The organism is Arsenophonus apicola, assembly GCF_020268605.1.
GTDB lineage: Bacteria > Pseudomonadota > Gammaproteobacteria > Enterobacterales > Enterobacteriaceae > Arsenophonus > Arsenophonus apicola.
This window is the reverse complement of the sequence record NZ_CP084225.1, coordinates 1-25226: the sequence shown is the minus strand read 5'-3', so window position 1 is coordinate 25226 and position 25226 is coordinate 1. Positions and strand designations below refer to the sequence as shown.

The following is a 25226-nucleotide window of genomic DNA, read 5'->3' as shown; positions in this document are numbered from 1 at the left end:
TATATTAATTCCTTACTTTGGTAATCCCAGATAAGCTTCACGACCGAATCGCCGGATATATGCGGCCTTATCAGATGAAGACATCTGAGAACGTTTAAAATGTGCGCCCCCTGACTTACTATCCCCTGAACCTGTACCGGATGCAGAAGGAAATAAATGGGGGGCACTTTCTTTTAGCGAATCAATCCACTCAGCGGGGGTTAAAGGTGTACGGCCATCTTTACCCATAATCGGATTGTTTTCCTCATCAACAGCGACGGCCTGACCTTCGTCATTGATTTTAAATATGCCCTTGGCACGTAATATTAAATCTTCCTGAGCACTGGCTAACGCGCCGGATTGACTTGCAGCTGCACGAATTTCATCGCCTAAAACCCGACTGCGGAATTTATTGGCAAATTCTTCTGCCTTTTCCGCCCGTCGCTTCTCAGATTGTAGTTTTTTTTCTACATCATGGCGCAATCGTTCCGTGCGCTTATTGATAACCTCGTCAATCTTGCCTTCGGCAATCAACTTCGCTTCTTCATCATTGTCAAAACGTTGCAAAATGCCTTTGACCTGTTCAGGATCGATTCCTTCAAAGCGCTTTAAATTATCAGTTTGCTTTTTGAGCAAACCGAGTAATTCACTATTTTTTGCCTTTAGTCCTGTCACCTGCTCATTAATCTGCTTATCAATAATAGCCTGAACTTCCGGTGTGATTGCTGTGCCGCTAGCCCCGCCACCACCATTCGGGTCTTCTACTGATGAATGATAGTTGCTACCGATGTTTAAAATGCTCATTATGTCCCCTTGGGATTTTATCTATGCGCCTTGCGCGTTAAATTACCTCAGCCCTAGGCCGAATTTAGCAAACAAAAAAGGCCACCGAAGTGACCTTGATTGCTATGTATACTGGTTAAATTCCCATCCCAGCTTCTTTAAATGCCTGTCCATCTATCTTTCGTAATTGTGCCAAAGTAATAAACTCACCTTTATCGCTATAAAACTGGGCCGGATGCATGCCACCCTCTTTCATTAGCCGGTAGCGTACTTCACCAAATACCTGCTTTTGTCGCCAAGCGGATTGTCGTTGTATCCATTGAAGAAAGGTTGTCTCGGCTGGTGTTTGTCCATCCATCGAGGCCCGAGTGTTTTCGTCCATTTCATCAACATCAATTCCCAATTGACGCCATGATTTAGTGATCAATGTTTCAGTCGAACGACAATTCCAGTGAATTTTTCCTGGTCCTTGCAAATAGGGCACTTTATGGCCGATTGGCTTACTTTCAAGGGTATATTTCAATCGATCGCGAACAATACAGGCATGAGAGGTTTTGTTGTCCAGCGTCGATAACCACTGCTTACCCTCAAGGAGTTTTTTATTAGCCTCTGCAAACTGATTTCGGGCGGTGGCTTGTAGGTGATTAATTGCGGTTTTGGCAATACTGGTTGCATTTGCCCGACTGATTTGTAGTGCACCGTCTTTATAGCCTTGCTTGACATTACCACGTATTTTACGACCCATTTCTACAGCGCTATCGCCATTCAAATACCCATTGCGAACGGTATTATTAATGCGCGTCATGCGGTCTTTTTCCAGACCCTCAGCCCACTCAGATAACAGTTTTCCCTGCAATGGGCGCGCCATCACCGCTGCATAAAGCATATCTGTGGTGAGACTCATCAATGGATATTGACGAAGAACAACCTCTGGCATTAGAAAATCAAATAAAGCGGGATAATAATCTACCTCATATTGTGCATGCGCCTTCATCTCGCCCTTTAAAAGGAAAACGCGTTGGCTACCGCATTTTTATTAATAGCCTTAACACTGGCGAGCAAAGATTCTAATCGCCTGACAGTAAAACTATCAGCATCGATATTGGCATCATCCAGTGCCACAATTAAGGATGCACTGAGCTGAGCGTCAAATGCATTCAGGGTGTTAACCATCTTTTTAGCAACCCCACTAGCATAACGACCAGAAAACAGCGAGTGAGCAAGTAATTCATCCATCAGGCGCTCATTCACCGTTCTCATCGCTCACCTATCATAGTGGGTTGCTGATTATTGAGTTCATCCACCACCACATCAACCTCATCAGCCGGATTGATAATGTCAAATTTTTTGCAAGTTACGCACCAGGTCAGATTGACGAATGGCGCTAGATTGCCAGGCTGACACTATCTCACGTATCATCGTGCTATCGGCAATGTGATTGACCAAGTCCCTATTAATTTCAAATACGCATTTATCAGGTTCAGCACCCGCATATTCAGCGCACCACTTTAACCCTTTAGTTAAACCTTCTGAGACATTCGCGCAACAGATACTCAGGACAGATGTTTGTGCACTTAATTCACCCACTGATTGAATAACGGTTTTCACTTTATTATCAGCAGAAACTAATTGAGCGCCCAACCCCACCATATAATCACGCTTACTGTCCATCGCTTCTTTCGCTAGCATGTTAGGCTGTGCTTGAATGTAACCACAGGAACCTTGCTCAGGTAACAAAATGGGTGAGCGGGAGCCGACTAATATACCCTTTTTCTCTAACCAGTCACGCCATTCATCTTTCAAGCCGCTAATATAGGGTTGCACCTGACCACAGAAAAAACCGAATCTTCATAATCGGCGGAATTTCGATAATGACCCAAATTGATTTTGGCGAGTCCAAGTAACGGCGCTTCATCAATAGTGTGATCATTATTTTGAGCACCTATAAAGGTAAACAGGATCTCCTCCCAAGCACCTGAGCCACCGCGATCAGGGATATATTCAACATCTATTTGGTAAACACTGTTTCCTGCAGGTTTTCGATAAACGCGACAGATAAATTTCCCTTTTCAATAGCCAGAACACGATATTGAATGGTATCCTTGAATCCAAAACCGTCTTGTTCTTCTACTGTTTCACGTAATACCACCAGAGTTAAGCGATTACGACCATTAATGCGTTGCATTCGCCAGTTGATAATATCTTCGGCTTTGTATTGAAAAAAATAGACTTGCTTTGACTCGTTATTATAATCGACATATAAGCCATGTCGTCCCACTTCCAAGACGGATTCCAATGACGATTGGGCTAACTGATAAAGACTTGAACCCGCTCCATCAGCATCCTCTTTCAGATAAGCCAGTCTTTCATCAATCTCAACCAGCGGATCTTTTTTTAAAAGCCATTCCTATCATCCCATTACGGGTATGACCGGTTATCGGATAAAACACCGCACGATCTTGATAATCGCTATTACGTTTCCTTTTGCGTTCTTTATTCGATTCTTCTAATATCGGCAGATAGTTTTTACTGAATCATCCCTTTACAAACTGTCCGAACTAATGCCCATTGCAACACAAACAATTTATATTCAGGACGGGTAAAATCAACACTAGACATACTCATTAGAATGTGGTTCCTAAATTAATCTCAAAGGCGGGACGCTGTTTATTTTTTCGGCTAATCGCAAAATATCGAAATGCATCAGCATCATGTGACGTAAAATCATGTAGGGTTTATCTTTCCAGCAACCCAGCTTGTCATCCCACTCTTTGCGATAAGCTTCTAAATGAGCAACTCCATCGGCACATCGATGTTCATCAAATACACAATTTGGCAATATTTCACGTACCGCCTCAATCCCTTCATCAATGGAAAGTTTTGGCACTACATCAAATCGTATTGCATATTTCTGCCCATCAATCTCATAGCCTTCTCTGGCAATTTCACGCCTGGATTTTGCGTCAGAACCAAATTCACGATTATCAATATCATGAGGTGCATTGTGACTGGCGTAGGTATAGCCTTTATCTTTCAGTATCTTCATGTAATGCCGCAACCCTTCACCACTATTTGAGTAATGATCAATAATATGAAATTCATTTCCCACTTCACGTACAAACCATATTGACGTTGAATCACCTACCCCAATATCCCAATATGTATGTACTGGCAAATGGCTGTTATTAGGCAATGTCCCAATGCGTTTATTTTGATAAAGATAACGAAACTGCCTGGCATAGTAGGCGCCTTCTACTGATTGTTGGAAAGCTTCAGCGGGAAGTGAGGGATATTCCCGCTTCATATCATCACCAAGCGTTTTCTCTTTTGCGTAATACCAGGCTTTCTGTTTGTCGGTTAACCAAATGCCATGTTTGCCGGACAGCTCAGTGAAATAATCAATTAGCCGCTTTGGAATGGGCTCAACCGGATCAATTGCATAATTATTGTTTTCCCACCATGGGAAGAAAAAAGAATTTCCAATCGAGCTGTGAAAGTTTTTTACTTGAAGTTGTGCTTTTTCAGCAGACTGACAATAATCATAAAAGTAACCAGATCTTCCCTCGCCCGTGCTTTCTATAGTGACAAAGCAATCATTGGATACCGCTTCAAAAGCACCAGTTACAATTTCACGTGCCTTATCAGGATATTTTGCACAAATCTTGCCAAATTCAGAAACATGCAGATAACGCAATGTACCACCGCGAAATGAAGTACTAATGTAAAGTGAACCCCCTTTATGGAATACCAGCTCACCCGCTGAATCATTACTGGCTGGGTTAGCCGCTTTTATTTCAGCCGGTAGTCGCTCATAAGCGTATTTGGTTTTTTCTCTGAATAATCGCCTAGCATCATTAAGAGTATGCGCAATTAATGCACACCTGGCAGATTCAAATAACGCCGCATCAAGCTGAATAATACACACTTCAGTCGTAAACCCTAGCTGACGCGCCTTTAGAATGATATTTCTGGTATGCATTCCTTCAAAATAGAATAACTGCTCAGGGGTCATGTCAAATCGAATTGGTTTTCCGGTTTTATCCGTTATCCAATAAAGATGATTTAGTCGCCAAAGCTTATCGCGCAATAAAGCTAAATGTTGTGGCTTCATAGTTATTTTTGTGAAAGTTCGTCCATAAGATTAGATAACGTTCCGACCACATCATGCTCATTTTTTACTTGTTCTCTAAAAGCCTGTACTGAGACATGCTTGCCAAGTAACTCAAGGTTTTTAACTTTATCTGGCCACTTTACTTTTTTGAGCAATGCTTCTGCACCATCAACTCGTATGGCTGCAATATCTAAACCGCTTAATGTTGTCCGCCAAACTTTAGGCCAATCTTTGATCGGTCTTAAATCGCCAGAATCGGTCAGAATATCGAGTACATCCATTTGGTCGATCTCAACCAGCCGCTTAAGCACGTAGTCAGCATTAACCTCAATGCGATTCTTACGTTCTTCCATGAGGGTTTGTATGCGTTTTTGAATGTTGAGTTTTGCTAAGTTTTGGCATGCGATATCTTTTGCTGTTTTTTCACTGTACCCGGCTCTAATTGCTGCCTGAGTCGCATTCAAATCAATCAGGTACTCGCGACAAAATGCTTCCTGCTTGTCTGTGAGTGCCATATCTTTACCTTGTTTGTTTTAATTTAAAAAATTTCACAATATGATCAGTGTATTTAATGAATGCCAATAAGAATATTATGCTGGTTTGATTTGTGTAACATCAGGAATATTTGAGACAGCACATCGAATAAACTTACATAAAATGCTGATAATTTCACTTTTATAGAATTTTTATTATTTTACAAAAAAGTTATTTAAATGTTAAATTAAAGAGATATTATTAGTAATAATATTCATTTTCTTCTGGGGATAAAACATGAAATCATTATCCAATGCATTGATTATTTCGATTGGTTTTTAAGCATTAGTCCTTTTTTTTGCTGTAACCCAAGAGCCAATAATCGATTATCCTACTGAAGGTACAAATAACGCTGAATGTTTAAAATTATATCATAAGAAACATAAGTGCTTTCTTTGTCCTGAAGGTCACGGTTATTGCGCTAGCCCATCTAGACAGAAACAATAATAAACCAATCATAACTATTCTTACTTTGAAGAGGTTCATCACAAATCTACCACTGTTTTACTGAATTTCTTCCCACCCACTGTTTAGCTACATCAAGACAGTTGGCCATCATTTTACCGCGTTGTGTTGATTTAGATTGTCGATAGTATCTAATAGCTTCATTTGTTGCTAAACTGGCTACAGATAGAGAAAACCAAGCTTCATTAACTCGGCCTTGACATTCGTCTCAATGAATTGTTCAGGAGTCATGCTTGACTTTCTCCATTTGGCGTATCATCAAATCCTGGTAGTCTTAATTGAGAAAGTGCCATAATTGTTTTTTCTGCTTTACGTATCTTATTCAGATGACGCTTACGTAGGTTCATTAAGTCGCTTCCCTTTCTACCAAAATTGTCAAACGACCATTTATTTGCAGCAACCAACCTGTTTTGCATTTCGCCAATCGTTAATGATTTCAATCCTTCCATATCTAACAGAGCAAGATTTGCTGGGTGGCTTTCTTTTTCCGCTAAATCCAGTAACCACTTACGCAGTGCTTTAGCAACTTTGGTTTTAGATAACATTCCGATTAGATGAGCGCCACGTAAAGAAAATATCCTAACTTCCGTTTCCCAATTATCGTAACCCTTTGATTTATCGCAGGTGGTCATTTTGACCACCTGAGACATCTCATCAGTAAACTCATCTTTGTTTCTGCTATAAATCTTACTCACTGACTTAACGTCTGCATATTCGAGTAGGGATGCTAGCGATGTAGAAGTAAACCAGATTTTTCCATCCCTATTATCAAATGGCATAACTTCAATGTTTTTAAATACTAATGTTTTAGACATAACGTATTACCTTCTTTATAAAATGAACCTTTGACGAAATAGGAATGCCAGCCCACCGAGGCTCGCCAGCTCTGCTGACACCCTCAAAGGCTCATTTCTATAAAGTCAGGTTCGGTGGAGTATTTAGATGCGCTTTCGTTGCGCTAGAATTGTTAAGATTTGAACCTGCCAATGACCGATTCATTGACATTGTGTATTGATGTACTGCTGTAGATATTCCGTCTGCTTCTCATTCTCAATCATCATCGCTCTGAGACGGAAATAATCTTGTCTAGCTGCTTCGCCAAATTGTGGGGTGGCTTCATCATATCGGCTCTTGGCGGTAGTGGTTTTGGATGTATGACACACGGCGTTGACCCGCAACCGCTTAGTGCCAGCACGAACAGCATCATTGAGCTTGGTAATTTGAGCTTTTGCATTATTGAGTTCCTCGGTGTGTTCAATATCGAGTTGGTGCAAGGCATCTATCTTCTGCTGCTGCAATTTCAACGCTTCAATTTGCGCTTGATATTGCTGTTTTAGCGTGTGGTAGTTTTGCTTGACGGTTTGATAACGGCTGTTGGTGAAAATGAGTGATAAAACCAATCCAATAATCGCTACGCCAAATGCGTAAGGTCTCCATAACATATTACGCTCTCTATTTCCCGACGGGTCATTAATCCTTTCCACTTTCTGCCATCGACATAAACCCAGCGTTTCATTTCTTCACAAGCGCCTTTTCGGTCATCAGCGTTGAGCTTTTTGAGTAATGTCGATTTGGCAAAATTTCCCACACCCACGTTGTAAGCAAATGAATAAAGCGCTGCTTGAGTCAGTGTGTTGATATTGACCTTGACCAGCGGGTCAACATACCGTTTAACCACCTTCAAATCGTCATCAAGCCACTTATCACAATCTTCTTGTGTGTAAGTCCGGTTACGGTGAATATCGTTACCTGTGTGACCGTAACAAACAGAAAGCACACCGCCACCATCGAAATAGGGCTTAAGTCTCAGCCCTTCGAAATGGGTTATCATGCTTGACGCTAAAAGCAATGCACTACCGCCTGTTGCCATCAATATTTTTTTCGGTATTTTCATATTGACGCTCCTTAAGTTTGTACTCCTTTTTGCGGTAGTACACGTTGATTAAAAATGTCCCTATCGTGCAGACAATACCGATTACTGCCACCCACTGCTCAAGGGTAAAGAAACCTAGAACAGTCGTCATGATGCCCCAAAGGTAGGCGGTAGGTGTTGAGTATTTTTCAGACATACGCATATACCCTCCTATTGAGGGTTCCATTGCTTTGAATAAATGTTAATTTGATTAAATTAAGCTAAGATTGCGATACAGCTAATTGATGAATTAGCTGATACTTAAATTAATAAACTAGAGAATGAAAAAATGATTGAGAAAAAATTTTACCCATTTAAATTTAACATGAATAAATCTATTCCAGAACCCATTGCACACGAGCTTGTAGCTATTAAGCAAGTTTTATTGGCGATAATTGCAACTGACTATGAGAAAAGACAAGTTGTGTTAGATGGGCTGTCAGAGATTAACTCACCAATAATGAAAGACGTAGTTAAAAATATTAAGCTGATTGACGCAAATCAGCTTTAATACACATCCCGCATCGACACTGTGTTGATAATTGACTTTACAATTTGTTTTAAAATTGGATGTAGCCTTTTTTACTCGGGTTAAATCTAAAACGTTTTGAACAATAGCATTAACACCATGTTCTGATTTAGTACAGCAGTTCACCTTATTCATCTCTGTGAACTGTTTTTCCAATTCAGCTATTCTACTTTCTAATACTTCTATACGTTCGTCCATACTTTAACCTCATGTTTAACAATTAAACAGGAAGACAGCCGCCTTACTTGTTTAAGCTATTTGAACTGACAGTTTTGCGGCGGCGTAAACGAAATGCCCCACCATCAACAAGGGGTGTTTCTTCGTAAGTCGATCTTTTCGTTGATCTTTTTTTGCTCAAGAATATAATAACGACATATAGTATATGTTTTGAATACTAAATACTATATATAGGAATCCCTGATAGCGACAACTATCAGGGACGGAAGATAAAACGACAAGGTTTTACATGTGATCACGCATTTAGTTTATTTCACTTGGTGATCTGTGTAAAGCCCTGTTTATATACAGGACTGATTTTAATGAATAAGAATATTTGTCAAAAGCCTCATCGCTACAACCAGTTATTTACATCTCTTTCTAATAATCAAGGTCAAAATAGTCGTCATAAATGTGCGGGATGCGCCTATGAATTAGGTCGTCACCATGCGCTTACTGGAGCGCAAAAAGCTTATGACGACTCAGTTTTAACTCAAATTTCAGATAGTCAAGCTGGCGCTGTTCGTCATAAAGATGCTTTTGAGTCATATAATCACGGCTATCAATCCGTTTTCAAAATAGCATAAAAAGTAAAACCCCACGCTTTCACGTGGGGCTATGCACTACTGCCTTATTTACCTATATGTACCATACGAGCTTACAAAAAGTAGTGCGTTGATAGGATATTATTATTTGGTTAATGAAGCAACAAAAAACCCCGCAAAAGCGAAACTTTATGATTTTTTTATACAACTACATCAGCTTACCTTGAAATTGTTGCTCATTTGCTCATTAAAGTCAAGCCATAATTAGGTATAATTAATCATTTTATCAACAGTGTTTGGATTTTTCATGACTGTTATTAGCCGATTGTGTATTAAATACACGCTGGCATTGAGAATGTCATCAATCTCCCTTCGACATGTTATGCGTGATGGCTTTTTCCACCTGCCCCCCGCTCTGGTCTTCATCCTTCTGGGTTTCGCTATATTATGATAATAGGTGGCTATGCTTAATTTTGATTTTCCGTAAACGTAATAACTTAATAGAATTTGGTAGGCTTTTTCATCAATACGCATGACAGCATCAACCACTTGAGAAATGAGCAATCCTTCATCATCGTTACACATTGGCCTGGAAGGTATAACTTCCCCTTTCGCTTTTTGCATGAATCGCCAGATAATATTGAATTGCCGTTTATCAAGCTCTCCTGAGCTTACCCAAGCCCCCCATAACTCAAGCCAACCATTTACCCAGTCATGCTGTGCTTTGGTTAGTTCCAGTGACTTAACCGCTCTCATCTCTCCTCCGGCAAAACAGGAATAGGGGCATGGTTTAAATGCCCTGCGTTGAATAGTAATGGTGGTTTAAAGTGTGTGGGCTTTTTCTTCGCCCATTCGAAAGGTAATGCCTGCCTGATACCAATCCGGTAAGAAAAACTCAATGCGCCCTATAAATCCATCAAGTCGCATCGTTTTCATTCTTTTTAGCTCACTTTTCATTTGACGGTAGATTTCATCCATTTCACCCACCTTGAACCTTACAGGGGTATTTGCTAGCATCGCTATTTTGGCAATGGTCATCTCACCATAAGTTATCTCTGCATGCGCGGTAAACTCGTAAGGGTCTTCGCCTAATTTACGATGACAGCCTTGACAGTGCGAAAAACTATTTAAGGGGTGATAACGGGTGGCTTTATGTCGTCTTGATTTGAAGTGTGAGCAGTGCAGCTTAGCGCGTTCATGCTGAAAATGTCGTCCGCAATAATCACATATCCAGTTTGTTCTTTCGCGAACTAATTCAGAGAACACAGCATCGTATTTATCCCTTTTTAGTGCCATTAAAATTATTTCTCCCAATAAAAAACCCCTCATTTGAGGGGCTATAAATGATGATTAAATTTAGGGTGATTGATTATTCAGAGAGTTTTTTGATTAATTCATCTTTGTGAATAATCATGTAACCAGCACGACGACCAATTTCGAACAATGACTCTAGTGAAGCGACATATTCATTATCATGAATCACTCTTGCGCTATCTACTTTGCCATTGGGTAGTAAAGTGAGAAGAACTTTATTGGATGCTCCAGTTACAGCGATCGCACTATTGAGTTCTGATTCCATTTTATCAAACTCAGCAATGTATGCCTCTTTAAATTGGGCTGCCTTTTTGCCTGTGAATCCCATCACCAAGAAAATAAAGCCGTTTTTTGTCATTTCATAAGCATCATAAGTATTACCTTTGTGTTCAAATTGAACCCGCCAAAATTGCGGGTTAAAAATTGCTCAGAACAATCAAGGTTAGATATTTTAAAACAACTTTTTGATGCTCTTTACCAAAGTAATCAGCGACGTCTTTAGACGTGGTTACAGCTTTATTATTGTTAATAGTAACTTTAGGGGTGATAGTAGAAAGCTGAAGTGTCATATGACCCCCGATGGTTTCGTCTGTGAAACACCACCTGAGAGGCTAATCTCGTATGGTGGTGAACTGAACAGGGTTAGCCTTACCAGTGAAACCAACTGGCGGATCTTTACGATCCCCATCCAGCCCACCATTGAGATGTAACTGAATTTTATCAATAAAAACACGCTCACGGCGTGTACATTGACGTGGTCTCACTTATCAGGAGGCTAACCCTGACATCTGATTTTGCAGATGTACTGAAAATATAACCTGAACTATTGATAACGTCAAATTGAATACTCACTGCTCCTATTTTGTATTGCATAAAAGTCTTTTCCTGCTAACATTGCTAATGTCTCCTGCGTTAATCAGATTGATGATTAGCTGACAGGCTCCAAGACTACTCTACGGTGCGTCCATTGTAGCCAGCGTGACAGAAAGCGATTGCAAACGAAGTCAACGCTGAGAATAAGCCCCTTTCATGGGGTTTTGCTTTGACTGCTCACTGTTCCTGCCCCTGTTTTAATTTCATATACTCCGAGCTTTCCGGTACTGTCACGAAACAACGTATGCCAATTGCCCAGCATTCCACTTTTTGCATAAAGATATGCATCTCACCCGTATCTAGCTTTGATGTCCTCCTGAGCGTTCTGACGCGCTCTGGCTGCTGTGTGGTCACATCGATACGCTCTACCACTTCATAGCCTAAGAATGTATGTTTCAGCATTTCCTTCACCTGCTCTGGAGTGTAATTAGCGTCATTTGCACACAGATATTTACTTATCTCAGATGTCCACAAATGAAAAAGTGCATTTTGCGATAGGCTTCGAGTCTGCTTGAAGGGCTTGATAATAAGTTGATGCGGTTGGTTTGTTGCAAGAACAGCTTTTAGTGTTTGCCAGACGGATTGTTTCGTTGATTCGTGTAAGAGTAATTTGTCTTCCAGATATACCTCCTGTTCTTTTTCATTTCAAGAAAACATGGTTAAACAAGAAAGAAAGGATATATACCATTGTGATAGCTAATGATGTGACTGCCACTATTGATAAGAGCCTCAAAGAAGCAATAAACCACGTACTGTTGTCAATTTTGATAGTCAACATTATCATTGATATCACAACACCTAAAAAACAAAAGATATTCATGCTAATTTTGTAAATAAAGTTAATTATTTCATGCATTACCAGTCTTCCTTAGGCGGCTCAGGTAATGGCATCCAATAATCCGGCTCGAAAGTTAATTTTTCATCTTTATTACAATGATAAATGAAAGTACTATTCTCATTCTCTCGCCAGCCAACTTCAATTTCAAAGTCATCATTACAACGCTTACAAATTAAAACCAGTTCGTCTACTAATGGCAATCGTTCTTCACATTTAATCCACTCCATCATTAATCTCCTTACAGATAAAATTTATCAACTTGATTTGAGCTTGCTTTCCAGCTTTTACATTGATAGCAGTCCAGTAGTAACCTATCTCGCTAAATTGCATTTTGAACATGGACGGCTGGGATAACATTTTCAGGCAATCTTTTTCTGATAGTGCTTTGTCGCTAAAGCGCTGCCAATGCACAGGTTCGCCGCCATCCTTAACAAGGGTTGCTTCAATTTGGTATTTCATTGGGGGTGTCCTGATTATTTGAAGATGTTAAAGCTGAGTTTAATCTCTAGATACATTGTTATTCATCCAAACCTGGTCATAATCACTGTTTGGCATGTTGGCGATGTAATTATAAGGGCTTGTATTTTCTTCTGCTAAAAATTGATGCGCCTGTTTATCCAGATACAATGAGATTTTTCCTTCCCACCCCTCACCATTGCGCTGTTTTTCTAAACACAATATGGAAGCTGGCTCTTTTAGATATTCCTGCTCTTTTTCAGTTAATAGTTGACTGGCTTCTAGCTTCTGTAGCGCTCGCTCTCTGCGTTTATTTCGCCAAATAATGAAAAGGTTATCGGCAAGGTCGGTGATTGAACCTGAGCCTTTTACGTCCATTTTCCCTGTGGGTTTCTCCTCACTTTCCGATTTACGGCTGTGTGTCACTAGAATAACGTGGCATGAGGTTTTGTTTTTAAAATCACATAGTGCATCCATGAAGGCTTTTTGCCCGTTGTAATCATCATCTGCAAGCCCACACTTCATCAGGCTGTCAATGATAAACAGGTTGATACCATATCGGCGGTTAGCATATCTGAAGATTTCCAATAATCGTGATGATTTCGCTGTCCCTGTTAAGCCAAATAACCAGAGCCTATCTTCATAAAACTTAAAAGCGGACTCAATTTCTAATTGTGAGGGTAATTTAGCACATGTCGCCTGACGGGTCAGACGCTTTAAAAACGTTGCGGGTTTTAACTCAAACGAAGCAACACAGGCTCTCATTCCCTGACGCATTGCTTCACACAGAACATGCCCCAAAATTTCACTCTTACCGTGCCCATTGACTCCATTAAGTAGCGTTAACTCAGATTCACGATAACTGAAATGCCGATTTAATGACTCCCAAGGTGTTTTGAACAAATATTCCTCTTTGCCGTAAAATGCATCAAGCGTGCTTTGATAAAAATCTCGCGCTGTGCAGAGTTCTTCTGGGTCAAAATAAGCTGCTGTTTCAAGGCAATGTACAATTTCCTGCTGCGTCATACCAGCCTGTAAACATTCGTTGATGTCCTTGTGGGGCAGTTTAACTAAACGACACCGATATTCTCCTAATCGACGGGCGATTTCCAGGGCTGCCTGTTGTCCCACTTCGTCATTGTCCATCGACAACCAGATTTCAGTAAAGCGGTCAAGGTTGTGAAATTCATATTCAATCCACTGTTGTTTGGCTCCGCAGCCACCGCCAAAAGGAACCGACAATGCACTCAACCCATACTGGTGATAACTCATGCAGTCAATTTCACCCTCGCACAATATGACTGCACGGGTTGCTTTGGGTAGCGCTTGCCAGCCGAACAAACACGGTTCACAATCCGCTTCAACTGAAATAACTTTCTTCCCATCAGGTCTTGCTGTGCTAATGCGTTTAACCTGTATCAGCTCGCCATCTCGCTTGTAAGGGAACGCGATAGCGGGTAATTCCCTGTTATCTTCAGGTGACCAGACAATCCCATCACTGACCTGAAATTCTTTCGCCGTTTTTCGGCCTATGCCTCGTGATTGAAGATATTCGTAACAGTCTTGTGGTTTACGGACGGTTTTTTTTAGTGATGCGGGTTGTGGACGTTTAAACTGTTTTTTCCGTTTTGCTTCAAATGTACCCGATTCATCCGCTATCCCTAGAAACTGCTTTGCTTCCGCCATCGCCTGATGCAAACTACAGCCCCTGACCTGAACCCACAAATCGAGTAAATCGCCCCCTGTTCCCTCTGCAAAATCTGACCAGACCTTTTTGCCAGAGAGATTAACTTTTAAACTTTTTCCCTGCTCACCATGCACAGAGCCAGCCACCCACTCGTGCCCCTCTTTTTTGCCTTCAGGTAAAAGATATTTAGCCACTCTGACAACATCAAGCCACAACCTCTCAGATAATTCCGTAATGCTAATCATGCTTCCCTCAGATTAAATTTGTCAAACCCGTATTGTACAATGCCCGCGCTCAGCCAGCCGTGGTTGTACCCACGGATGAGTATTGATTTGATAATTGATTTCATGATGATTTTGTTAGAAAAATACCAAGCCGTTTTTAGCGATGGTCATTGTTGATTGATTGGGTATAGGTTGTCTTTGCTGCTTGCGTTTGCGTGCCGTCTCGTTTTGATAATTCAATTTTGCACTCAGTGCTGAAAACCAGTTTTTAGGTTTTTCTTTGCTGAATTCAACATCAAACCGTTTCAATTCCTGCAATAAATCAATATCTGAAAATATCGACGCCCATTGTTCAAAATCTTTTTGGTTGAGTCGAATCACTTCACCTTCAAACGCATAACGAGATATTTTTTCAATCGATTTTTTTTGAACAGTTTTTTGGGTGTTAAGATCTTTAGATTCTATGTTAGGTTCTACTGATAGATTCTGAGTACCGTTTTTGGGATCCTTCAAAGTACCGTTTTTGGTACTGTTCAAAGTACCGTTTTTGGGATCGTTACCAATTTCGGTACTGTTCCCATTTTGGTACTGTTTATCATCCCGTTTTTGGTACTCTTCTTCGGTTATATTTAACCGTAAAACTTTAACTTGTTTTGTTGCTCCTTTTCTCTCTCCAGTATCGATTATTAACCCTTCAGCTATCATTTGGTTAATTTGTCGGCAAATAGTTTTTCTATCTAACCCAGTATCATTTGATAGCCTCTGAATACTGGGATAGCAACAATGATGTTCATCAGCTCTGTCAGCTAGAGCTAGTAATAACAACTTCTGAGAAGCTTTTAAATTAATTTTCCATACCCAATTTGTTGCTATTCTACTCATACTGATTACCTCTAATGGATTCTTCGCGATGTTTAAGCCTTAATTTTGCATTTTCTAATGCGGCTTTTAGCTTCTTGGCGGCTAACTCTGTGAAAGAGCGATTGACTCTCTCTCTAATAATGTTTTTATGAATATTTGACTGGTAAAATCGGCGTTTATTTGCCATAATGACCTCGCTGAAATTGAAAGAAAAAAGGGAAAACTGGCGTTTCCCTTCTCCTTGAAAGGTAACCCAAACTTAAAGTTGGATATGATGTTTGCAGGCTCCATTGTTTTTTAACTCTGGAGCTTCTTTTTTTGGCAATCTCAAATGTTCCAGCATATCTATCAGCTTGCGTATCTCTTCACCTGAGATATTTGTTATGACTAAATCCTGCTTCGGTGAATCGTACCCTATGCAATCAAGCAGTCTTGCCATCTTAGGAATTATTCCATCCTCTGACTGCCATCTCGTGATTTGAGAAGGATTTATGCCAATAGCGTGAGCAATTCTTATTGCTGAATGTGCCTGAATGCCATTGCGTATTTTGGCTTCAATATTTTTTGCATTTGATTTGCGTGTAATTGTGGTTTCCATGTCTATAATTAATTCCATAAGTTTCAGATAATAGTATTCCCTCCCGATGGGCTGGGAATTTATAAATCTCCCAATTTCAGGGAGGCCAAGTTGTTAAAGAGCGGTGTAAATTAGTTCGATTTTTGCTTGTTACTATTTGATGGAAAAGGTTTTATTTCTATTGCCTCAATTCCATTCTTAGTGAAATTTAAAAAAATTTTCCGATGTTGCTTCAATGCTCTGCTAACGGCTCCTTAGGTAATACCAAGTTCCTTAGCAGTTGTTTCTTGTCCATGTCGGTTTACATAATCCTCAATAGTAATTTTGTTCATCCGAATCTCCTTTTAGATATATTATTACATTCGGTAATAACGCATGTCAATACCGAATGTATTTCTATAATATGATCAACGGTAATAAAATAAGAGCATGAATAAGAAAAAACCTTTGACAAAAGAACAGCTAGATGATGCAAAAGATTGAAATCAATCTACATGCTAAAAAAAATGAACTTTGCATCACTCAAGAAGATATAGCAGATCAATTAGGTATTGGTCAGGCTGCGGTTAGTCATTATCTAAATGGTGTAAATCCTTTAAATGCAAAAACTGTAGCTCTATTTGCAAAACTATTAAAAGTAAAACCAAATGAGATCAGCCCATCGATAGCTTTAGAGTTAGAAGAAATAGCAAAATTAATGCTACCAACAGATCATAGTTATATGATACCTGATAATTCATATACCAAATTAACAAAAACAGAAGAAAAGCTTTTAGATATGTTCAATGCATTAACAGAAGATGAACAAAGAAATTATCTAGAAGAAATTGCTGAGACTCAGGCTAATCTTGAACGAATCTATAAAGAAATGAAAGAAAAAGAGAAAAAATCCAAAAGAGCATCGTGATGCATTTTTTAGAAATACAACCATTAAACTTATCTAAACAGGCATGACTATTTAGATTTTTTATACAAAAGGACACTCTATGAAGGTTAGTTTTGGGCTTATTATGCAAAAAATGATATCACTGATATAACAAGTAGAATTAATTTAACTCAGGCGATCAATGACAAAATAATAAATAAAAATTCTCATTCGCTTGAGTCTGGTAGTGACTATATATACTTACATCCTATAAATGCACAAACCTTTTTGTTTACTAAAACAAATGATTCTGAGCTAATAAAAAAATTAACCAAACAAATAATTCAATTAACGATATCCGCGAAAGTTTAGCTGATGATGAAATACTAGGGTTTTCTTCTTTTGTTTTTATTGAAAATAGCATTTTAGGTTTTGTATCGACAAATTGGAGCCCTAGAACGCGAGAATTTTGTGATTTTATAAAAAGTAAAGAATTGCTACAGCCTAACGAAAGCCTAATAGTTGAGCCTTTAATGCAAGGGATTACTAAAGTTGATGCATTAAATATGAATTTTATCAGCAGAACGACTTTGAGGATTGAATCAGAAAACTCATTAACTAACAACATCCTCAGAAGTATTGGAGCTAAAATGTAAGTGATGTGCTATTGAATGAAATTGAAATAATCATCAAACCTAAATATCGTAAAAATATTCAAAATTAACAAAAGAAATTCTAGCAGCTAGCTATGATAAAATTGATGACATAAAAATTAAAGGCAAAGAATCAGCAGCTGATAAACTCACAGAATATTACTTAGATGGTAAAGGTCACATTGGCGCTAAAATAATAAAGAAAAGTTCTAACGCTGACATTGCTGAAGAAATTTTAGCTACGTACATTAGACTTAAACCATCTATACTTGAGTCTTTTAGAAAGATAGAATGTGAATTATAGCCGTATAAATTATATCATAGTGGGAAATATTTAATGAACAAGTTGATAAAAATAGCATCAGCTATAATTCTATTTTCAATCCCATACTTAATTACATTCCCAATTTTTTGTTGGTTTAAATATTCATTAACACCAAATCTATCTTTCTCCCTACACAGGGATGTTCTTGGTGCCACAGTTAGTTCTTATTCAAGCGCTCTTATTGCGGTACTTATAGTTGGACTCACATTTCTATTAGGGATAAAAATAATAACTTCATTAAATTGCAGCAATACGGATACATGTTACCAATAATAACACTCTATGCTCTTACCTTTGTAGAGTTGGGAATATTGTTTTTTGCGGGTATAATTCTAATATCGAATTTTAAAGAATTACCATTACCATCAATGGCTGCAATCATGGTTGTAACCTCATTTATGCACTTATGTTTATTGATACTTCAGCTGTATAATTTATCAAATAGAAAATAACCCTCCGCCCGAGGGTTTTTATCGCCCTCTCACCACCCTCTACCTCACATACACTCTAATATCAACATAACTAACCCATACCCTAATATTCTCCATAGCTTTACTCTTCTTATTTGTTTTAACCATCTCTTTATATCGCTGACAAAATAATCCTTTTAAAATCATTCAATAAAAATGAAATAATGAATTTATAATATTTTCGGTATTGACTTTATTTATTACCGAATGTAATATCACCCCATCAACTCACTGCAACAGGCAAACGCCAGACAATACCACGAGTTATCTGAAACTTTGCCAGACGTTGCTAAGTAGCCAGCCTGAGGCATATGAACATGAAGGCAAGTGTAGTTCATCAGTACCTAAGTCATTCGCTCTTTAACATATTGGAATCACCGCTCTGAATAAGCGTTAGAGCAACCCCACCAAGTGAGTTTTAGGGTGTGTGAATATAACAGAACAGTCAAATCTCGTTTTTACATCAGGGAATAAACAGACTGTGAGTAAAAACCGTAAGCATCCCGGCACACACCACTAAAACTTATTTAGGAGAAACAAAATGGCAACCATTATCTTTAAACCTAAAAAAGACAATGCTAAATCCCGTCGCCTGGCAAAACAAATGGCATTCTGGGATAGAAAACGCGCTGAATACGAAGCGAAACCTAAGCCACGTTCTACAGAGCAAATCCTTGATTCCATATTCAGCAAGCAAGATGACACCGTTAATACCATTGCATCACTCACTCTCAATCTAAAAGACAAAAAGCCTCAGCCTTCATTTGATAACTGTTGCTTACCGAATACTTATCTCTATTCTGCGAGAAGATACTCAAAAAACCGCAAATCAAATAGCATACAGACAAAATGATTTGATAGTCTTTGCAGCAATCATGTTCTACACTTAATTCCATAAGTTTCAGATAATAGTATTCCCTACCGATGGGCTGGGAATTTAAAAAATCTCCCAATTTCAGGGAGGCCAGGTTGTTAAAGAGCAGTGGTGTTAAAATCGTAGTTATTTATTATTCGCTTTCAGGATGATGGAATAGCTTTGTAAATCAGGTCTAAAAGGTAGTTGAACTTCCTCAGCTTCAGTAGCTTCCACGTCAATCATGGATAAGAACTCAGTGATATTCGCTTCTTACTCATAACCAATCGCTTAGATAGTACCACTTTGAGTATAAACCTAGCATTCTTTAGCTAAGGCTTTTCCTTGTCCATGCAGTTTTACATATTGCAGGTTTGACAGATAATCGTTTCATTAATATCATCTCATCTATTTAGCTTTGGTGATTTTATTTATCACTATGAAGAGATTTTATTGTCAATACCGCTATAGGCTCTTGCTGTTATATCGCTCTAGGTGATAAAATTATGTACATGAAATATGAAACCATTAAATCATAGAACAGCTAGTTGACGCTGAATTGTTTCAAAGCGATTGAATTTTACTATGCGAAAAGCAAAAGATATTCAAGGAGCTTTATCTCAAGTCCGTTAGTATGGCTCAATCTAGCATTTGGAAATTATACATCAAGTGCAGTAAAGCTCTACAAAGTAGTTGAAATAGCAAAGGTATTAGGTGTACGACCAGAATGGCTCGCCAGCGGTATCGAACCAATGACTGATAATAATAATAAATTAAAGCATTCAGAATTAAAAAATACGCGGTTAAAACTAAACATTTTCGAAGAAATGAAGAATCAAGATTTAGAAGAATTTGTCGAAATTCCTCTTTAGATGTAAAATTATCAGCAGGTAATGGATCCTATGAGACTGACGAAAGATCAAAAATTTGTTTATTATTTAGACGTTATTCACTGAAGAAAATGGGAGTTCATCCTCAATCTGCTAGATTAGTGAGAATTTCTGGTAATAGCATGGAACCAGCCCTAAATGATGGCGATGTAGTTGGAATTAATACCGACAAGACCTCTATTGAAGATGGAAAAACATATGCCATATCTCATGATGATGTGCTACGAGTAAAAACTTTAATATCAGCTCCAGGAAAATAATTATCCGATCCGTAAACAGAGAAGAATACCCTGATGAGATTATGACGTTAATAGATTTTAAACAATACATTCGAATTATCGGCCAAGTATTTTGGTCTTCTCACGCTTGGTAGCTATTTTAGTACCATAACATATTCCTTTCTTTTTAATTTTTTTAAATTAATTTCACCTACCCTAAAGCTATTATTTGTTACTACATGTCTTGTTTTTTTAGTCTAAAAATCACTATATCTAATAATTAAACCCCAAAATAAATCACTTTAGGCTTGACTTAATTTATCGCTATAGCTATTATTCATCCCATCAACTCACTGCAACAGGCAAACGCCAGACAATACCATGAGTTATCTGAAACCTTGCCGGACGTTGCCAAGTAGCCAGCCTGAGGCATATGAACATGAAGGCAAGTGACGACAGTTGAATACTACCGCTCTTTAACACTCTTTCGCTGAAAAAGCGTAACCACAAAACACCCAAACAGTCGGTTTTGGGGTGTGTGAAATTGCCAAAATACAGTCATTCTTCTAATGCCAATACCAGGGTACCACCAAGATGACTGTAAATTTGACTGCTTAGCCCTATCACACACCACCAAAACTTATTGTCAGGAGGTAATATGTGTAACTTTCATGGTTATGATAATGCTCGTCGTCGTAGAAATGAGCGTAGAAGAGCCAGGCAAGCAGCTTATGAATATAACAAAGCACTTAATATGGCACTGAAAGCAGCCTTAAATCGAAGCAAACCCTCTCAGCAACAAACACCAACAAACACTAAACGCCCTATCCTTTCACTAAAAAGAAAAGTGATAAATCGTGTAGAAAAAGCAATATCAATTCGTCCTACTAAAGTTTATGACGCATTTAATAACTGCTGTTTGCCTATAGCAGCTTTGTATACTTCTAGACGTTTTCACAGTAAACCTAAATCCAACTTTGGAGTCACTGCTAACTGTTAAAGGTATAAAAATGATTTTGACGGTCGATAAAAAAGCACTTCTCAGTGCAATGATTTTTCAGGCTAAATGTGATATCAGATATTATCTAAACGGCATTTGTTTTGCCCCTGATAAAAAAGCTGTATGCTGCTGACGGTTATCGAGTTTTTATTGGTGAGCATGAGACTGAATCGCTACATGAAAGCGTGATAATTTCAATTAAAGGCGCAAAATTTACTCGCTTTGACAAGGCACAGATTGATACCCAATATAGAATTGTGACCTATCTTGATAAAGACGGGTTACGCGTTGGTGCAGCAATCTGTGAGGTTATTGAAGGAAATATCCTGACATTAACAGAGTAATTCCTAAAGAAAGCAAGCCCGTTTCAGAGATTGGCTTCAATGCCAGCTATCTTGCGGATATCGAGAAAGTAGCAAAAATTTATAACCCGAAATATAAATCAATAAAAATTAAACCTAACGGTAATGACAGTGCCGCAATTGTCGAGTTAAACAAAAACACATCCGTAATCATCATGCCGATGAAGATCTAATTACCGTTTGACATCTTCCTCGCCCTGGACGACAGGATTTTACGGCATATATGATAAACCTGAATCACATTTTGGAGTCACCGCTAATGGATGAAAACAAAAAAATAATACAAGTTCAAATTGTTGCTGATGTTAGCGCAAAATGTAACTATATCGTAGATATGACCGAAGAAGATTATAGAAAATTTGAAAAAATTATTGATTCACAAATGACATCCAGAGAGATGAATAATGCAATTCTTGATATAGCCTGCAAATATGGAATTTATGACAATATCGACTTCAACGAACCTGAGGACACTGAATTCCATCGGATTGGCGCATCAACAATCTATTAATATTTTGGAGTAACATCAAAATTATAAATTTGAGCCATTGTTATTTTAGCTCATTGGTATTGATAAAAATTATTGCATGAGTGATTATTAATATTGTCAGGTGAAAAAATGAGTAAAAATATGCCAACAATGAATTTTGATACTAAAAATCAATCTTTTAATGAATTATTAAGTCCTTCATATAACTACATTGTCCCTCCTTTTCAACGTGATTATTCTTGGGAAGAGTCTGACTGGAATGAACTTTGGCAAGACATAGTAAGTTTACTAAACGATGAGCCATATTCTTTTCATTATATGGGTTACCTGGTACTACAAAGCGAAGATACAAAAAATTTTAAGATTGTTGATGGGCAACAAAGGATTACAACCATTAGTATAATAATTCTAGCTGCATGTTCCATATTTGATGATTTAATAAATAATAATATTGATACAGAACAAAACAAAACAAGGAAAGAAAAATTTATAAGTAGTTATATAGGTTATACAGATCCTGTTCTAATCTGTGAACATACTAAATTACAACTAAATAAAAATAATGATAATTACTATCAAACTTATTTAGCTACATTAGCAAAGTTACCACAAAGAAACTTAAATAACTCAGAGCATAAATTAAGGAAATCATTCTTTTTCTTCAAAAAGAAATGGAAAATTATTTGTCTGAAATTCATGATAAAGGAACAGGATTAGCAAAATTAATTGTTTTATAACAGAAAAGCTTTGCTTTACAACAATTACGGTAAGTAATGAAATCAATGCATTTAAAGTTTTTGAAACTCTAAATGCCAGAGGAGTAAAATTATCATCTACTGATTTATTAAAAAATTATATATTTTCAATTATTACTAACGAAAGTACTCATAATAATGAACTACGCCACTTAGAAAATAGATGGGAAAGAATTGTATCTATATTAGGAAACGATGAACTTACAGAACTTGTTCGCATTTATTGGAATAGCAAAAATAAATTAGCAAGAAAAAAAGAATTATTTAAAACGATAAAATCAACAATCAAAACAAAAGAGGACGCCTTTAATTTATTAAAAGAAATAGATAATTGCGCAGAAGTATACTCTGCTTTAAAAGATACTAAAGACTCCAATTTTTGGGATGATGAAGAAAAACATTACCTTGAATTACTATTCAATATATTCAATGTCAAACAACCATTTTCAATGCTTATTGCCTGCTATAATGCATTTTATAACAATGACAGGAAAGGATTTAAAAAAATATTAAAATATATAACAATAATAACATTTAGATATAATATAATTTGTGGAATGCTTCCTCATGAACAAGAAAGATTATATAGTTCAATATCACAAGGAATTTCATTAGAAAGTTATGGTGTTTCAAAAGTATTGAAAAATTTAAAAATTAAATTATATCCATCAGATGATACATTCAAAAATGATTTTTCAAATAAAATAATAAAGACTGGTAATAATAGAAATACAAAACTTATAAAATATATACTTACTGAAATAGAAAAAAGTATAACAAATAGTACATCATACTATGATTTAAATACGGTAACTGTAGAGCATATTTTACCAAAATCTCCATCTGATGAATGGAATATTGGAAACGATTATCATTTTGATAACCTAGTACATAGGATAGGTAATATGTGTTTATTAGCTAGCAATGACAATAAAAAGATAGGAAATAAATCCTTTGAGTATAAAAAACCATCCTATATCAATAGTAAATTTGATATAACAAAATACATTGGGAGTAATTATGAAGAATGGAATGAAAATTCAATAATAGAACGCCAAAAATTCTTAGCAAAAAAAGCATTAAATATCTGGTCACTGAATGACGAATAAAATAAATCATCCTTGTACTCAGTTAACACAAAACGCCGCCGCCCTATTCTGTTCTGGGGACAGTCAAGACTATAAATTATCTTTCAAATAGCTAAATATAGTTTGATTGCGTTTACCCGTCCGTGATGACTGTAATCGGACACCAAGAGGCACTTGGGCACACGTCCTAACTCATGCATAAGACCTAATTAGGTCTTTTTTTTCACCTGAAGGTAATTAAATGAATAACGATGAATTAAGAAAAATTCTTGATGAGCATAAATTTTGGGTAGATTCGATGGGCAAGAATGGTCGTAAAGCCAATCTAAGTGGTGCCAACTTAATTAGAGCAGACCTACAGGGAGCAGACCTATGGGGAGCCAATCTACGTGGAGCAGACCTATATGAAGCCAATCTACGTGGAGCAAACCTATGTGGAGCTGACTTACCCCATGATACATTCGTTATTATGGGTGAACCCTATCCAATAATGATTACAAATGGAGAAAATCTTCGTGCAGGATGTCAACATCATTCGGTAGAAAAGTGGCGACAATTTAGCAAAGAAGACATCGTGAACATGGATGGCAGAAAAGCGCTTGAGTTCTACCCTCGCTTACTGGATATGCTGGATTTTTACCTGGGAAAAGGTGAGCGCCCTGACTGGTTAAACCAAACGGCACAATAAGAAGGATTAAACACGATGAGATTGGACAATCCACGCATTGTAACAGCAAAACACCCTAATATGGGTAATCTGGTTGGCGTAACTAATGGCAGTCGTGATTTGAGCGATTCAATATACTTAAGCAGTATTGATATTCGTGATGACGATGACAGAGAAGTACGCACTTTTAAGACAATCATACAGTGCTTAACAAATGAAAATGATCGTCTTAAGAAAGAGAACCGGAGACTGATGAAGATATACCGTGAAATTGACAAAAAGCGAAATAATTTTTCTTTTATCAATTTAACTTAAATTAACGCTTATTTTAATAATTCAATCTTAAAGGAAAATATAATGAACATGAAACTCATCGAATTAGCTATTCCAGCTAACCGTAAATTTGTACTCTATTTTGGTATTAAAATGTCTATCAATGAAGACCATCACTTTATTGCAACAGATGAATGGGGAGACGTGATGTCTTTCAAAAAAAGACCCATAAAAAAAGATTTTCGCTTTGGTTGGGAAAACGATGGAACTGATGATAGCGAACTACCTGAACTCGTTGCTAAAGTTGATTTGAATGGAATCGACTGGAATAACACGCTCAAAACAGTTGAAGAGTGTCTGTTCACTTAAATACCCATCGAAAAACCTTCCGCCTAAACCCCTTTTTTAATTCA

At 37.7% G+C, this 25226-nt stretch carries 33 protein-coding genes and 6 pseudogenes; 16 read left to right on the top strand and 23 right to left on the bottom strand.

The genetic code is table 11. From position 1 onward, the window contains the following. Nucleotides 1-12: 12 nt before the first annotated feature. The 10 genes and pseudogenes from LDL57_RS16720 to LDL57_RS16675 all read right to left on the bottom strand — a co-directional run bounded on the left by LDL57_RS16720 (nucleotide 13) and on the right by LDL57_RS16675 (nucleotide 8511). Nucleotides 13-783 (bottom strand): hypothetical protein, encoded by a 771-nt coding sequence (locus LDL57_RS16720; protein ID WP_225505417.1) that lies wholly within the window; start codon nucleotides 781-783, stop codon nucleotides 13-15. Between the two features lie 115 nt (nucleotides 784-898). Next, nucleotides 899-2022 (bottom strand): annotated as a pseudogene (locus tag LDL57_RS16715) (putative phage head morphogenesis protein). Beyond that, nucleotides 2019-3387 (bottom strand): annotated as a pseudogene (locus LDL57_RS16710) (DUF4055 domain-containing protein). Before LDL57_RS16710 ends, LDL57_RS16715 begins: the two co-directional pseudogenes overlap by 4 nt. Beyond that, nucleotides 3387-4873: pseudogene (locus tag LDL57_RS16705) on the bottom strand (terminase). Before LDL57_RS16705 ends, LDL57_RS16710 begins: the two co-directional pseudogenes overlap by 1 nt. 2 nt (nucleotides 4874-4875) lie before the next feature. After that, nucleotides 4876-5388 (bottom strand): terminase small subunit, encoded by a 513-nt coding sequence (locus LDL57_RS16700; protein WP_180560413.1) that lies wholly within the window; start codon nucleotides 5386-5388, stop codon nucleotides 4876-4878. A gap of 711 nt (nucleotides 5389-6099) precedes the next feature. Further along, nucleotides 6100-6687, bottom strand: coding sequence for a BRO-N domain-containing protein (locus tag LDL57_RS16695; protein ID WP_225507906.1), 588 nt, complete (start codon nucleotides 6685-6687; stop codon nucleotides 6100-6102). Nucleotides 6688-6867: 180 nt separating this feature from the next. Continuing rightward, nucleotides 6868-7314 (bottom strand): lysis protein, encoded by a 447-nt coding sequence (locus LDL57_RS16690; protein WP_225505420.1) that lies wholly within the window; start codon nucleotides 7312-7314, stop codon nucleotides 6868-6870. Further along, nucleotides 7284-7766: a lysozyme gene (locus LDL57_RS16685; protein ID WP_225505422.1), complete on the bottom strand. Its 483-nt coding sequence runs from the start codon at nucleotides 7764-7766 to the stop codon at nucleotides 7284-7286. Before LDL57_RS16685 ends, LDL57_RS16690 begins: the two co-directional genes overlap by 31 nt. After that, complete coding sequence (locus tag LDL57_RS16680; RefSeq protein ID WP_180560102.1) at nucleotides 7726-7947, bottom strand: phage holin family protein; 222 nt, start codon at nucleotides 7945-7947, stop codon at nucleotides 7726-7728. Before LDL57_RS16680 ends, LDL57_RS16685 begins: the two co-directional genes overlap by 41 nt. Before the next feature lie 288 nt (nucleotides 7948-8235). Continuing rightward, on the bottom strand, nucleotides 8236-8511 hold the full coding sequence (locus LDL57_RS16675) for a hypothetical protein (protein ID WP_225507904.1): 276 nt from the start codon (nucleotides 8509-8511) through the stop codon (nucleotides 8236-8238). Between the two features lie 341 nt (nucleotides 8512-8852). Here LDL57_RS16675 and LDL57_RS16670 point away from each other — a divergent pair, with 341 nt between their 5' ends. Continuing rightward, complete coding sequence (locus LDL57_RS16670; RefSeq protein ID WP_225505424.1) at nucleotides 8853-9116, top strand: hypothetical protein; 264 nt, start codon at nucleotides 8853-8855, stop codon at nucleotides 9114-9116. 222 nt (nucleotides 9117-9338) lie between these two features. Here LDL57_RS16670 and LDL57_RS16665 read toward each other — a convergent pair whose 3' ends face one another. From LDL57_RS16665 to LDL57_RS16645, 6 genes and pseudogenes are all read right to left on the bottom strand, one after another. Beyond that, entirely contained in the window at nucleotides 9339-9830 is a 492-nt protein-coding gene (locus tag LDL57_RS16665) for an antiterminator Q family protein (RefSeq protein ID WP_225507506.1), read from the bottom strand. A gap of 66 nt (nucleotides 9831-9896) precedes the next feature. After that, nucleotides 9897-10370: a hypothetical protein gene (locus LDL57_RS16660; protein ID WP_225505425.1), complete on the bottom strand. Its 474-nt coding sequence runs from the start codon at nucleotides 10368-10370 to the stop codon at nucleotides 9897-9899. A gap of 268 nt (nucleotides 10371-10638) precedes the next feature. Continuing rightward, a pseudogene (locus LDL57_RS18250) lies at nucleotides 10639-10752 on the bottom strand (Rha family transcriptional regulator); the annotation flags it as partial. 52 nt (nucleotides 10753-10804) lie between these two features. Further along, nucleotides 10805-10957, bottom strand: a complete 153-nt coding sequence (locus tag LDL57_RS18245) for a hypothetical protein (protein ID WP_375141970.1) — start codon at nucleotides 10955-10957, stop codon at nucleotides 10805-10807. 42 nt (nucleotides 10958-10999) lie between these two features. Further along, complete coding sequence (locus LDL57_RS16650) at nucleotides 11000-11152, bottom strand: hypothetical protein (protein WP_225507902.1); 153 nt, start codon at nucleotides 11150-11152, stop codon at nucleotides 11000-11002. A gap of 286 nt (nucleotides 11153-11438) precedes the next feature. Further along, nucleotides 11439-11882, bottom strand: a complete 444-nt coding sequence (locus tag LDL57_RS16645) for a recombination protein NinB (RefSeq protein WP_225507508.1) — start codon at nucleotides 11880-11882, stop codon at nucleotides 11439-11441. Here LDL57_RS16645 and LDL57_RS16640 point away from each other — a divergent pair. Beyond that, on the top strand, nucleotides 11810-12094 hold the full coding sequence (locus tag LDL57_RS16640; protein WP_225505426.1) for a hypothetical protein: 285 nt from the start codon (nucleotides 11810-11812) through the stop codon (nucleotides 12092-12094). The two genes, LDL57_RS16645 and LDL57_RS16640, sit on opposite strands and share 73 nt — an antisense overlap. A 22-nt stretch (nucleotides 12095-12116) precedes the next feature. On the opposite strand, the gene LDL57_RS16635 is transcribed toward LDL57_RS16640, so the two are convergent. From LDL57_RS16635 to LDL57_RS18375, 7 genes are all read right to left on the bottom strand, one after another. Further along, complete coding sequence (locus LDL57_RS16635) at nucleotides 12117-12329, bottom strand: DUF551 domain-containing protein (RefSeq protein ID WP_225505427.1); 213 nt, start codon at nucleotides 12327-12329, stop codon at nucleotides 12117-12119. After that, nucleotides 12313-12558, bottom strand: coding sequence for a DUF1187 family protein (locus tag LDL57_RS16630; protein ID WP_225505769.1), 246 nt, complete (start codon nucleotides 12556-12558; stop codon nucleotides 12313-12315). Before LDL57_RS16630 ends, LDL57_RS16635 begins: the two co-directional genes overlap by 17 nt. 39 nt (nucleotides 12559-12597) lie before the next feature. Further along, complete coding sequence (locus LDL57_RS16625; protein ID WP_375141969.1) at nucleotides 12598-14487, bottom strand: bifunctional DNA primase/helicase; 1890 nt, start codon at nucleotides 14485-14487, stop codon at nucleotides 12598-12600. Nucleotides 14488-14601: 114 nt separating this feature from the next. Then, a complete protein-coding gene (locus tag LDL57_RS16620; RefSeq protein ID WP_225505771.1) occupies nucleotides 14602-15348 on the bottom strand; it encodes a helix-turn-helix domain-containing protein in 747 nt (248 codons plus the stop codon). Continuing rightward, nucleotides 15341-15514, bottom strand: a complete 174-nt coding sequence (locus tag LDL57_RS16615; RefSeq protein ID WP_225505431.1) for a DUF2740 family protein — start codon at nucleotides 15512-15514, stop codon at nucleotides 15341-15343. Before LDL57_RS16615 ends, LDL57_RS16620 begins: the two co-directional genes overlap by 8 nt. A gap of 72 nt (nucleotides 15515-15586) precedes the next feature. Next, nucleotides 15587-15925 carry a CII family transcriptional regulator gene (locus LDL57_RS16610; RefSeq protein ID WP_225505775.1) on the bottom strand — a complete coding sequence of 113 codons (339 nt, stop codon included), beginning with the start codon at nucleotides 15923-15925 and terminating at the stop codon, nucleotides 15587-15589. A gap of 233 nt (nucleotides 15926-16158) precedes the next feature. Further along, on the bottom strand, nucleotides 16159-16236 hold the full coding sequence (locus LDL57_RS18375; RefSeq protein WP_510516332.1) for a Cro/CI family transcriptional regulator: 78 nt from the start codon (nucleotides 16234-16236) through the stop codon (nucleotides 16159-16161). A gap of 134 nt (nucleotides 16237-16370) precedes the next feature. On the opposite strand from LDL57_RS18375, the gene LDL57_RS16605 reads away from it, so the two are divergent. From LDL57_RS16605 to LDL57_RS16540, 14 genes and pseudogenes are all read left to right on the top strand, one after another. Beyond that, the gene (locus LDL57_RS16605; RefSeq protein WP_225507900.1) at nucleotides 16371-16811 is read left to right on the top strand and encodes a helix-turn-helix domain-containing protein; all 441 of its coding nucleotides are present in this window, start codon (nucleotides 16371-16373) and stop codon (nucleotides 16809-16811) included. Nucleotides 16812-16913: 102 nt separating this feature from the next. Then, nucleotides 16914-17425, top strand: a pseudogene (locus tag LDL57_RS18240) (RexA family antiphage protein); the annotation flags it as partial. 334 nt (nucleotides 17426-17759) lie between these two features. After that, nucleotides 17760-18199, top strand: a pseudogene (locus LDL57_RS18235) (hypothetical protein). A 559-nt stretch (nucleotides 18200-18758) separates the two neighbouring features. Next, on the top strand, nucleotides 18759-19070 hold the full coding sequence (locus LDL57_RS16590) for a hypothetical protein (RefSeq protein WP_225507898.1): 312 nt from the start codon (nucleotides 18759-18761) through the stop codon (nucleotides 19068-19070). A gap of 548 nt (nucleotides 19071-19618) precedes the next feature. After that, a complete protein-coding gene (locus LDL57_RS16585; RefSeq protein WP_225507897.1) occupies nucleotides 19619-19942 on the top strand; it encodes a hypothetical protein in 324 nt (107 codons plus the stop codon). After that, nucleotides 19843-20220, top strand: coding sequence for a S24 family peptidase (locus LDL57_RS17995; protein WP_310740200.1), 378 nt, complete (start codon nucleotides 19843-19845; stop codon nucleotides 20218-20220). The genes LDL57_RS16585 and LDL57_RS17995 overlap by 100 nt, the downstream gene beginning before the upstream one ends. A gap of 616 nt (nucleotides 20221-20836) precedes the next feature. Next, nucleotides 20837-21178 (top strand): hypothetical protein, encoded by a 342-nt coding sequence (locus tag LDL57_RS16575; protein WP_225505440.1) that lies wholly within the window; start codon nucleotides 20837-20839, stop codon nucleotides 21176-21178. A 101-nt stretch (nucleotides 21179-21279) separates the two neighbouring features. After that, nucleotides 21280-21522 (top strand): hypothetical protein, encoded by a 243-nt coding sequence (locus LDL57_RS16570; protein ID WP_225507895.1) that lies wholly within the window; start codon nucleotides 21280-21282, stop codon nucleotides 21520-21522. 241 nt (nucleotides 21523-21763) lie between these two features. Further along, nucleotides 21764-22051 (top strand): hypothetical protein, encoded by a 288-nt coding sequence (locus tag LDL57_RS16565; protein ID WP_225505446.1) that lies wholly within the window; start codon nucleotides 21764-21766, stop codon nucleotides 22049-22051. A 108-nt stretch (nucleotides 22052-22159) separates the two neighbouring features. After that, nucleotides 22160-22747 (top strand): DUF262 domain-containing protein, encoded by a 588-nt coding sequence (locus LDL57_RS16560; RefSeq protein WP_225507893.1) that lies wholly within the window; start codon nucleotides 22160-22162, stop codon nucleotides 22745-22747. A gap of 487 nt (nucleotides 22748-23234) precedes the next feature. Continuing rightward, nucleotides 23235-23894 (top strand): HNH endonuclease family protein, encoded by a 660-nt coding sequence (locus LDL57_RS16555; RefSeq protein ID WP_225507891.1) that lies wholly within the window; start codon nucleotides 23235-23237, stop codon nucleotides 23892-23894. A gap of 220 nt (nucleotides 23895-24114) precedes the next feature. Continuing rightward, the gene (locus LDL57_RS16550) at nucleotides 24115-24561 is read left to right on the top strand and encodes a pentapeptide repeat-containing protein (RefSeq protein ID WP_225505448.1); all 447 of its coding nucleotides are present in this window, start codon (nucleotides 24115-24117) and stop codon (nucleotides 24559-24561) included. 15 nt (nucleotides 24562-24576) lie between these two features. Next, complete coding sequence (locus LDL57_RS16545; RefSeq protein WP_225505449.1) at nucleotides 24577-24855, top strand: hypothetical protein; 279 nt, start codon at nucleotides 24577-24579, stop codon at nucleotides 24853-24855. A gap of 42 nt (nucleotides 24856-24897) precedes the next feature. Then, a complete protein-coding gene (locus LDL57_RS16540; protein ID WP_225505450.1) occupies nucleotides 24898-25182 on the top strand; it encodes a hypothetical protein in 285 nt (94 codons plus the stop codon). Nucleotides 25183-25226: the final 44 nt, after the last annotated feature.

What these genes read in the sequence shown, in the direction of transcription:
- LDL57_RS16720 (WP_225505417.1), bottom strand. Translation starts at nt 783, where the DNA reads ATGAGCATTTTAAACATCGGTAGCAACTATCATTCATCAGTAGAAGAC.
- LDL57_RS16700 (WP_180560413.1), bottom strand. Translation starts at nt 5,388, where the DNA reads ATGGCACTCACAGACAAGCAGGAAGCATTTTGTCGCGAGTACCTGATT.
- LDL57_RS16695 (WP_225507906.1), bottom strand. Translation starts at nt 6,687, where the DNA reads ATGTCTAAAACATTAGTATTTAAAAACATTGAAGTTATGCCATTTGAT.
- LDL57_RS16690 (WP_225505420.1), bottom strand. Translation starts at nt 7,314, where the DNA reads ATGTTATGGAGACCTTACGCATTTGGCGTAGCGATTATTGGATTGGTT.
- LDL57_RS16685 (WP_225505422.1), bottom strand. Translation starts at nt 7,766, where the DNA reads ATGAAAATACCGAAAAAAATATTGATGGCAACAGGCGGTAGTGCATTG.
- LDL57_RS16680 (WP_180560102.1), bottom strand. Translation starts at nt 7,947, where the DNA reads ATGCGTATGTCTGAAAAATACTCAACACCTACCGCCTACCTTTGGGGC.
- LDL57_RS16675 (WP_225507904.1), bottom strand. Translation starts at nt 8,511, where the DNA reads ATGGACGAACGTATAGAAGTATTAGAAAGTAGAATAGCTGAATTGGAA.
- LDL57_RS16670 (WP_225505424.1), top strand. Translation starts at nt 8,853, where the DNA reads ATGAATAAGAATATTTGTCAAAAGCCTCATCGCTACAACCAGTTATTT.
- LDL57_RS16665 (WP_225507506.1), bottom strand. Translation starts at nt 9,830, where the DNA reads ATGAGAGCGGTTAAGTCACTGGAACTAACCAAAGCACAGCATGACTGG.
- LDL57_RS16660 (WP_225505425.1), bottom strand. Translation starts at nt 10,370, where the DNA reads ATGGCACTAAAAAGGGATAAATACGATGCTGTGTTCTCTGAATTAGTT.
- LDL57_RS18245 (WP_375141970.1), bottom strand. Translation starts at nt 10,957, where the DNA reads ATGACACTTCAGCTTTCTACTATCACCCCTAAAGTTACTATTAACAAT.
- LDL57_RS16635 (WP_225505427.1), bottom strand. Translation starts at nt 12,329, where the DNA reads ATGATGGAGTGGATTAAATGTGAAGAACGATTGCCATTAGTAGACGAA.
- LDL57_RS16630 (WP_225505769.1), bottom strand. Translation starts at nt 12,558, where the DNA reads ATGAAATACCAAATTGAAGCAACCCTTGTTAAGGATGGCGGCGAACCT.
- LDL57_RS16625 (WP_375141969.1), bottom strand. Translation starts at nt 14,487, where the DNA reads ATGATTAGCATTACGGAATTATCTGAGAGGTTGTGGCTTGATGTTGTC.
- LDL57_RS16620 (WP_225505771.1), bottom strand. Translation starts at nt 15,348, where the DNA reads ATGAGTAGAATAGCAACAAATTGGGTATGGAAAATTAATTTAAAAGCT.
- LDL57_RS16615 (WP_225505431.1), bottom strand. Translation starts at nt 15,514, where the DNA reads ATGGCAAATAAACGCCGATTTTACCAGTCAAATATTCATAAAAACATT.
- LDL57_RS16610 (WP_225505775.1), bottom strand. Translation starts at nt 15,925, where the DNA reads ATGGAAACCACAATTACACGCAAATCAAATGCAAAAAATATTGAAGCC.
- LDL57_RS18375 (WP_510516332.1), bottom strand. Translation starts at nt 16,236, where the DNA reads ATGAACAAAATTACTATTGAGGATTATGTAAACCGACATGGACAAGAA.
- LDL57_RS16605 (WP_225507900.1), top strand. Translation starts at nt 16,371, where the DNA reads ATGATGCAAAAGATTGAAATCAATCTACATGCTAAAAAAAATGAACTT.
- LDL57_RS16590 (WP_225507898.1), top strand. Translation starts at nt 18,759, where the DNA reads ATGGCAACCATTATCTTTAAACCTAAAAAAGACAATGCTAAATCCCGT.
- LDL57_RS16575 (WP_225505440.1), top strand. Translation starts at nt 20,837, where the DNA reads ATGTGTAACTTTCATGGTTATGATAATGCTCGTCGTCGTAGAAATGAG.
- LDL57_RS16565 (WP_225505446.1), top strand. Translation starts at nt 21,764, where the DNA reads ATGATAAACCTGAATCACATTTTGGAGTCACCGCTAATGGATGAAAAC.
- LDL57_RS16560 (WP_225507893.1), top strand. Translation starts at nt 22,160, where the DNA reads ATGAGTAAAAATATGCCAACAATGAATTTTGATACTAAAAATCAATCT.
- LDL57_RS16555 (WP_225507891.1), top strand. Translation starts at nt 23,235, where the DNA reads ATGCTTATTGCCTGCTATAATGCATTTTATAACAATGACAGGAAAGGA.
- LDL57_RS16550 (WP_225505448.1), top strand. Translation starts at nt 24,115, where the DNA reads ATGAATAACGATGAATTAAGAAAAATTCTTGATGAGCATAAATTTTGG.
- LDL57_RS16545 (WP_225505449.1), top strand. Translation starts at nt 24,577, where the DNA reads ATGAGATTGGACAATCCACGCATTGTAACAGCAAAACACCCTAATATG.
- LDL57_RS16540 (WP_225505450.1), top strand. Translation starts at nt 24,898, where the DNA reads ATGAACATGAAACTCATCGAATTAGCTATTCCAGCTAACCGTAAATTT.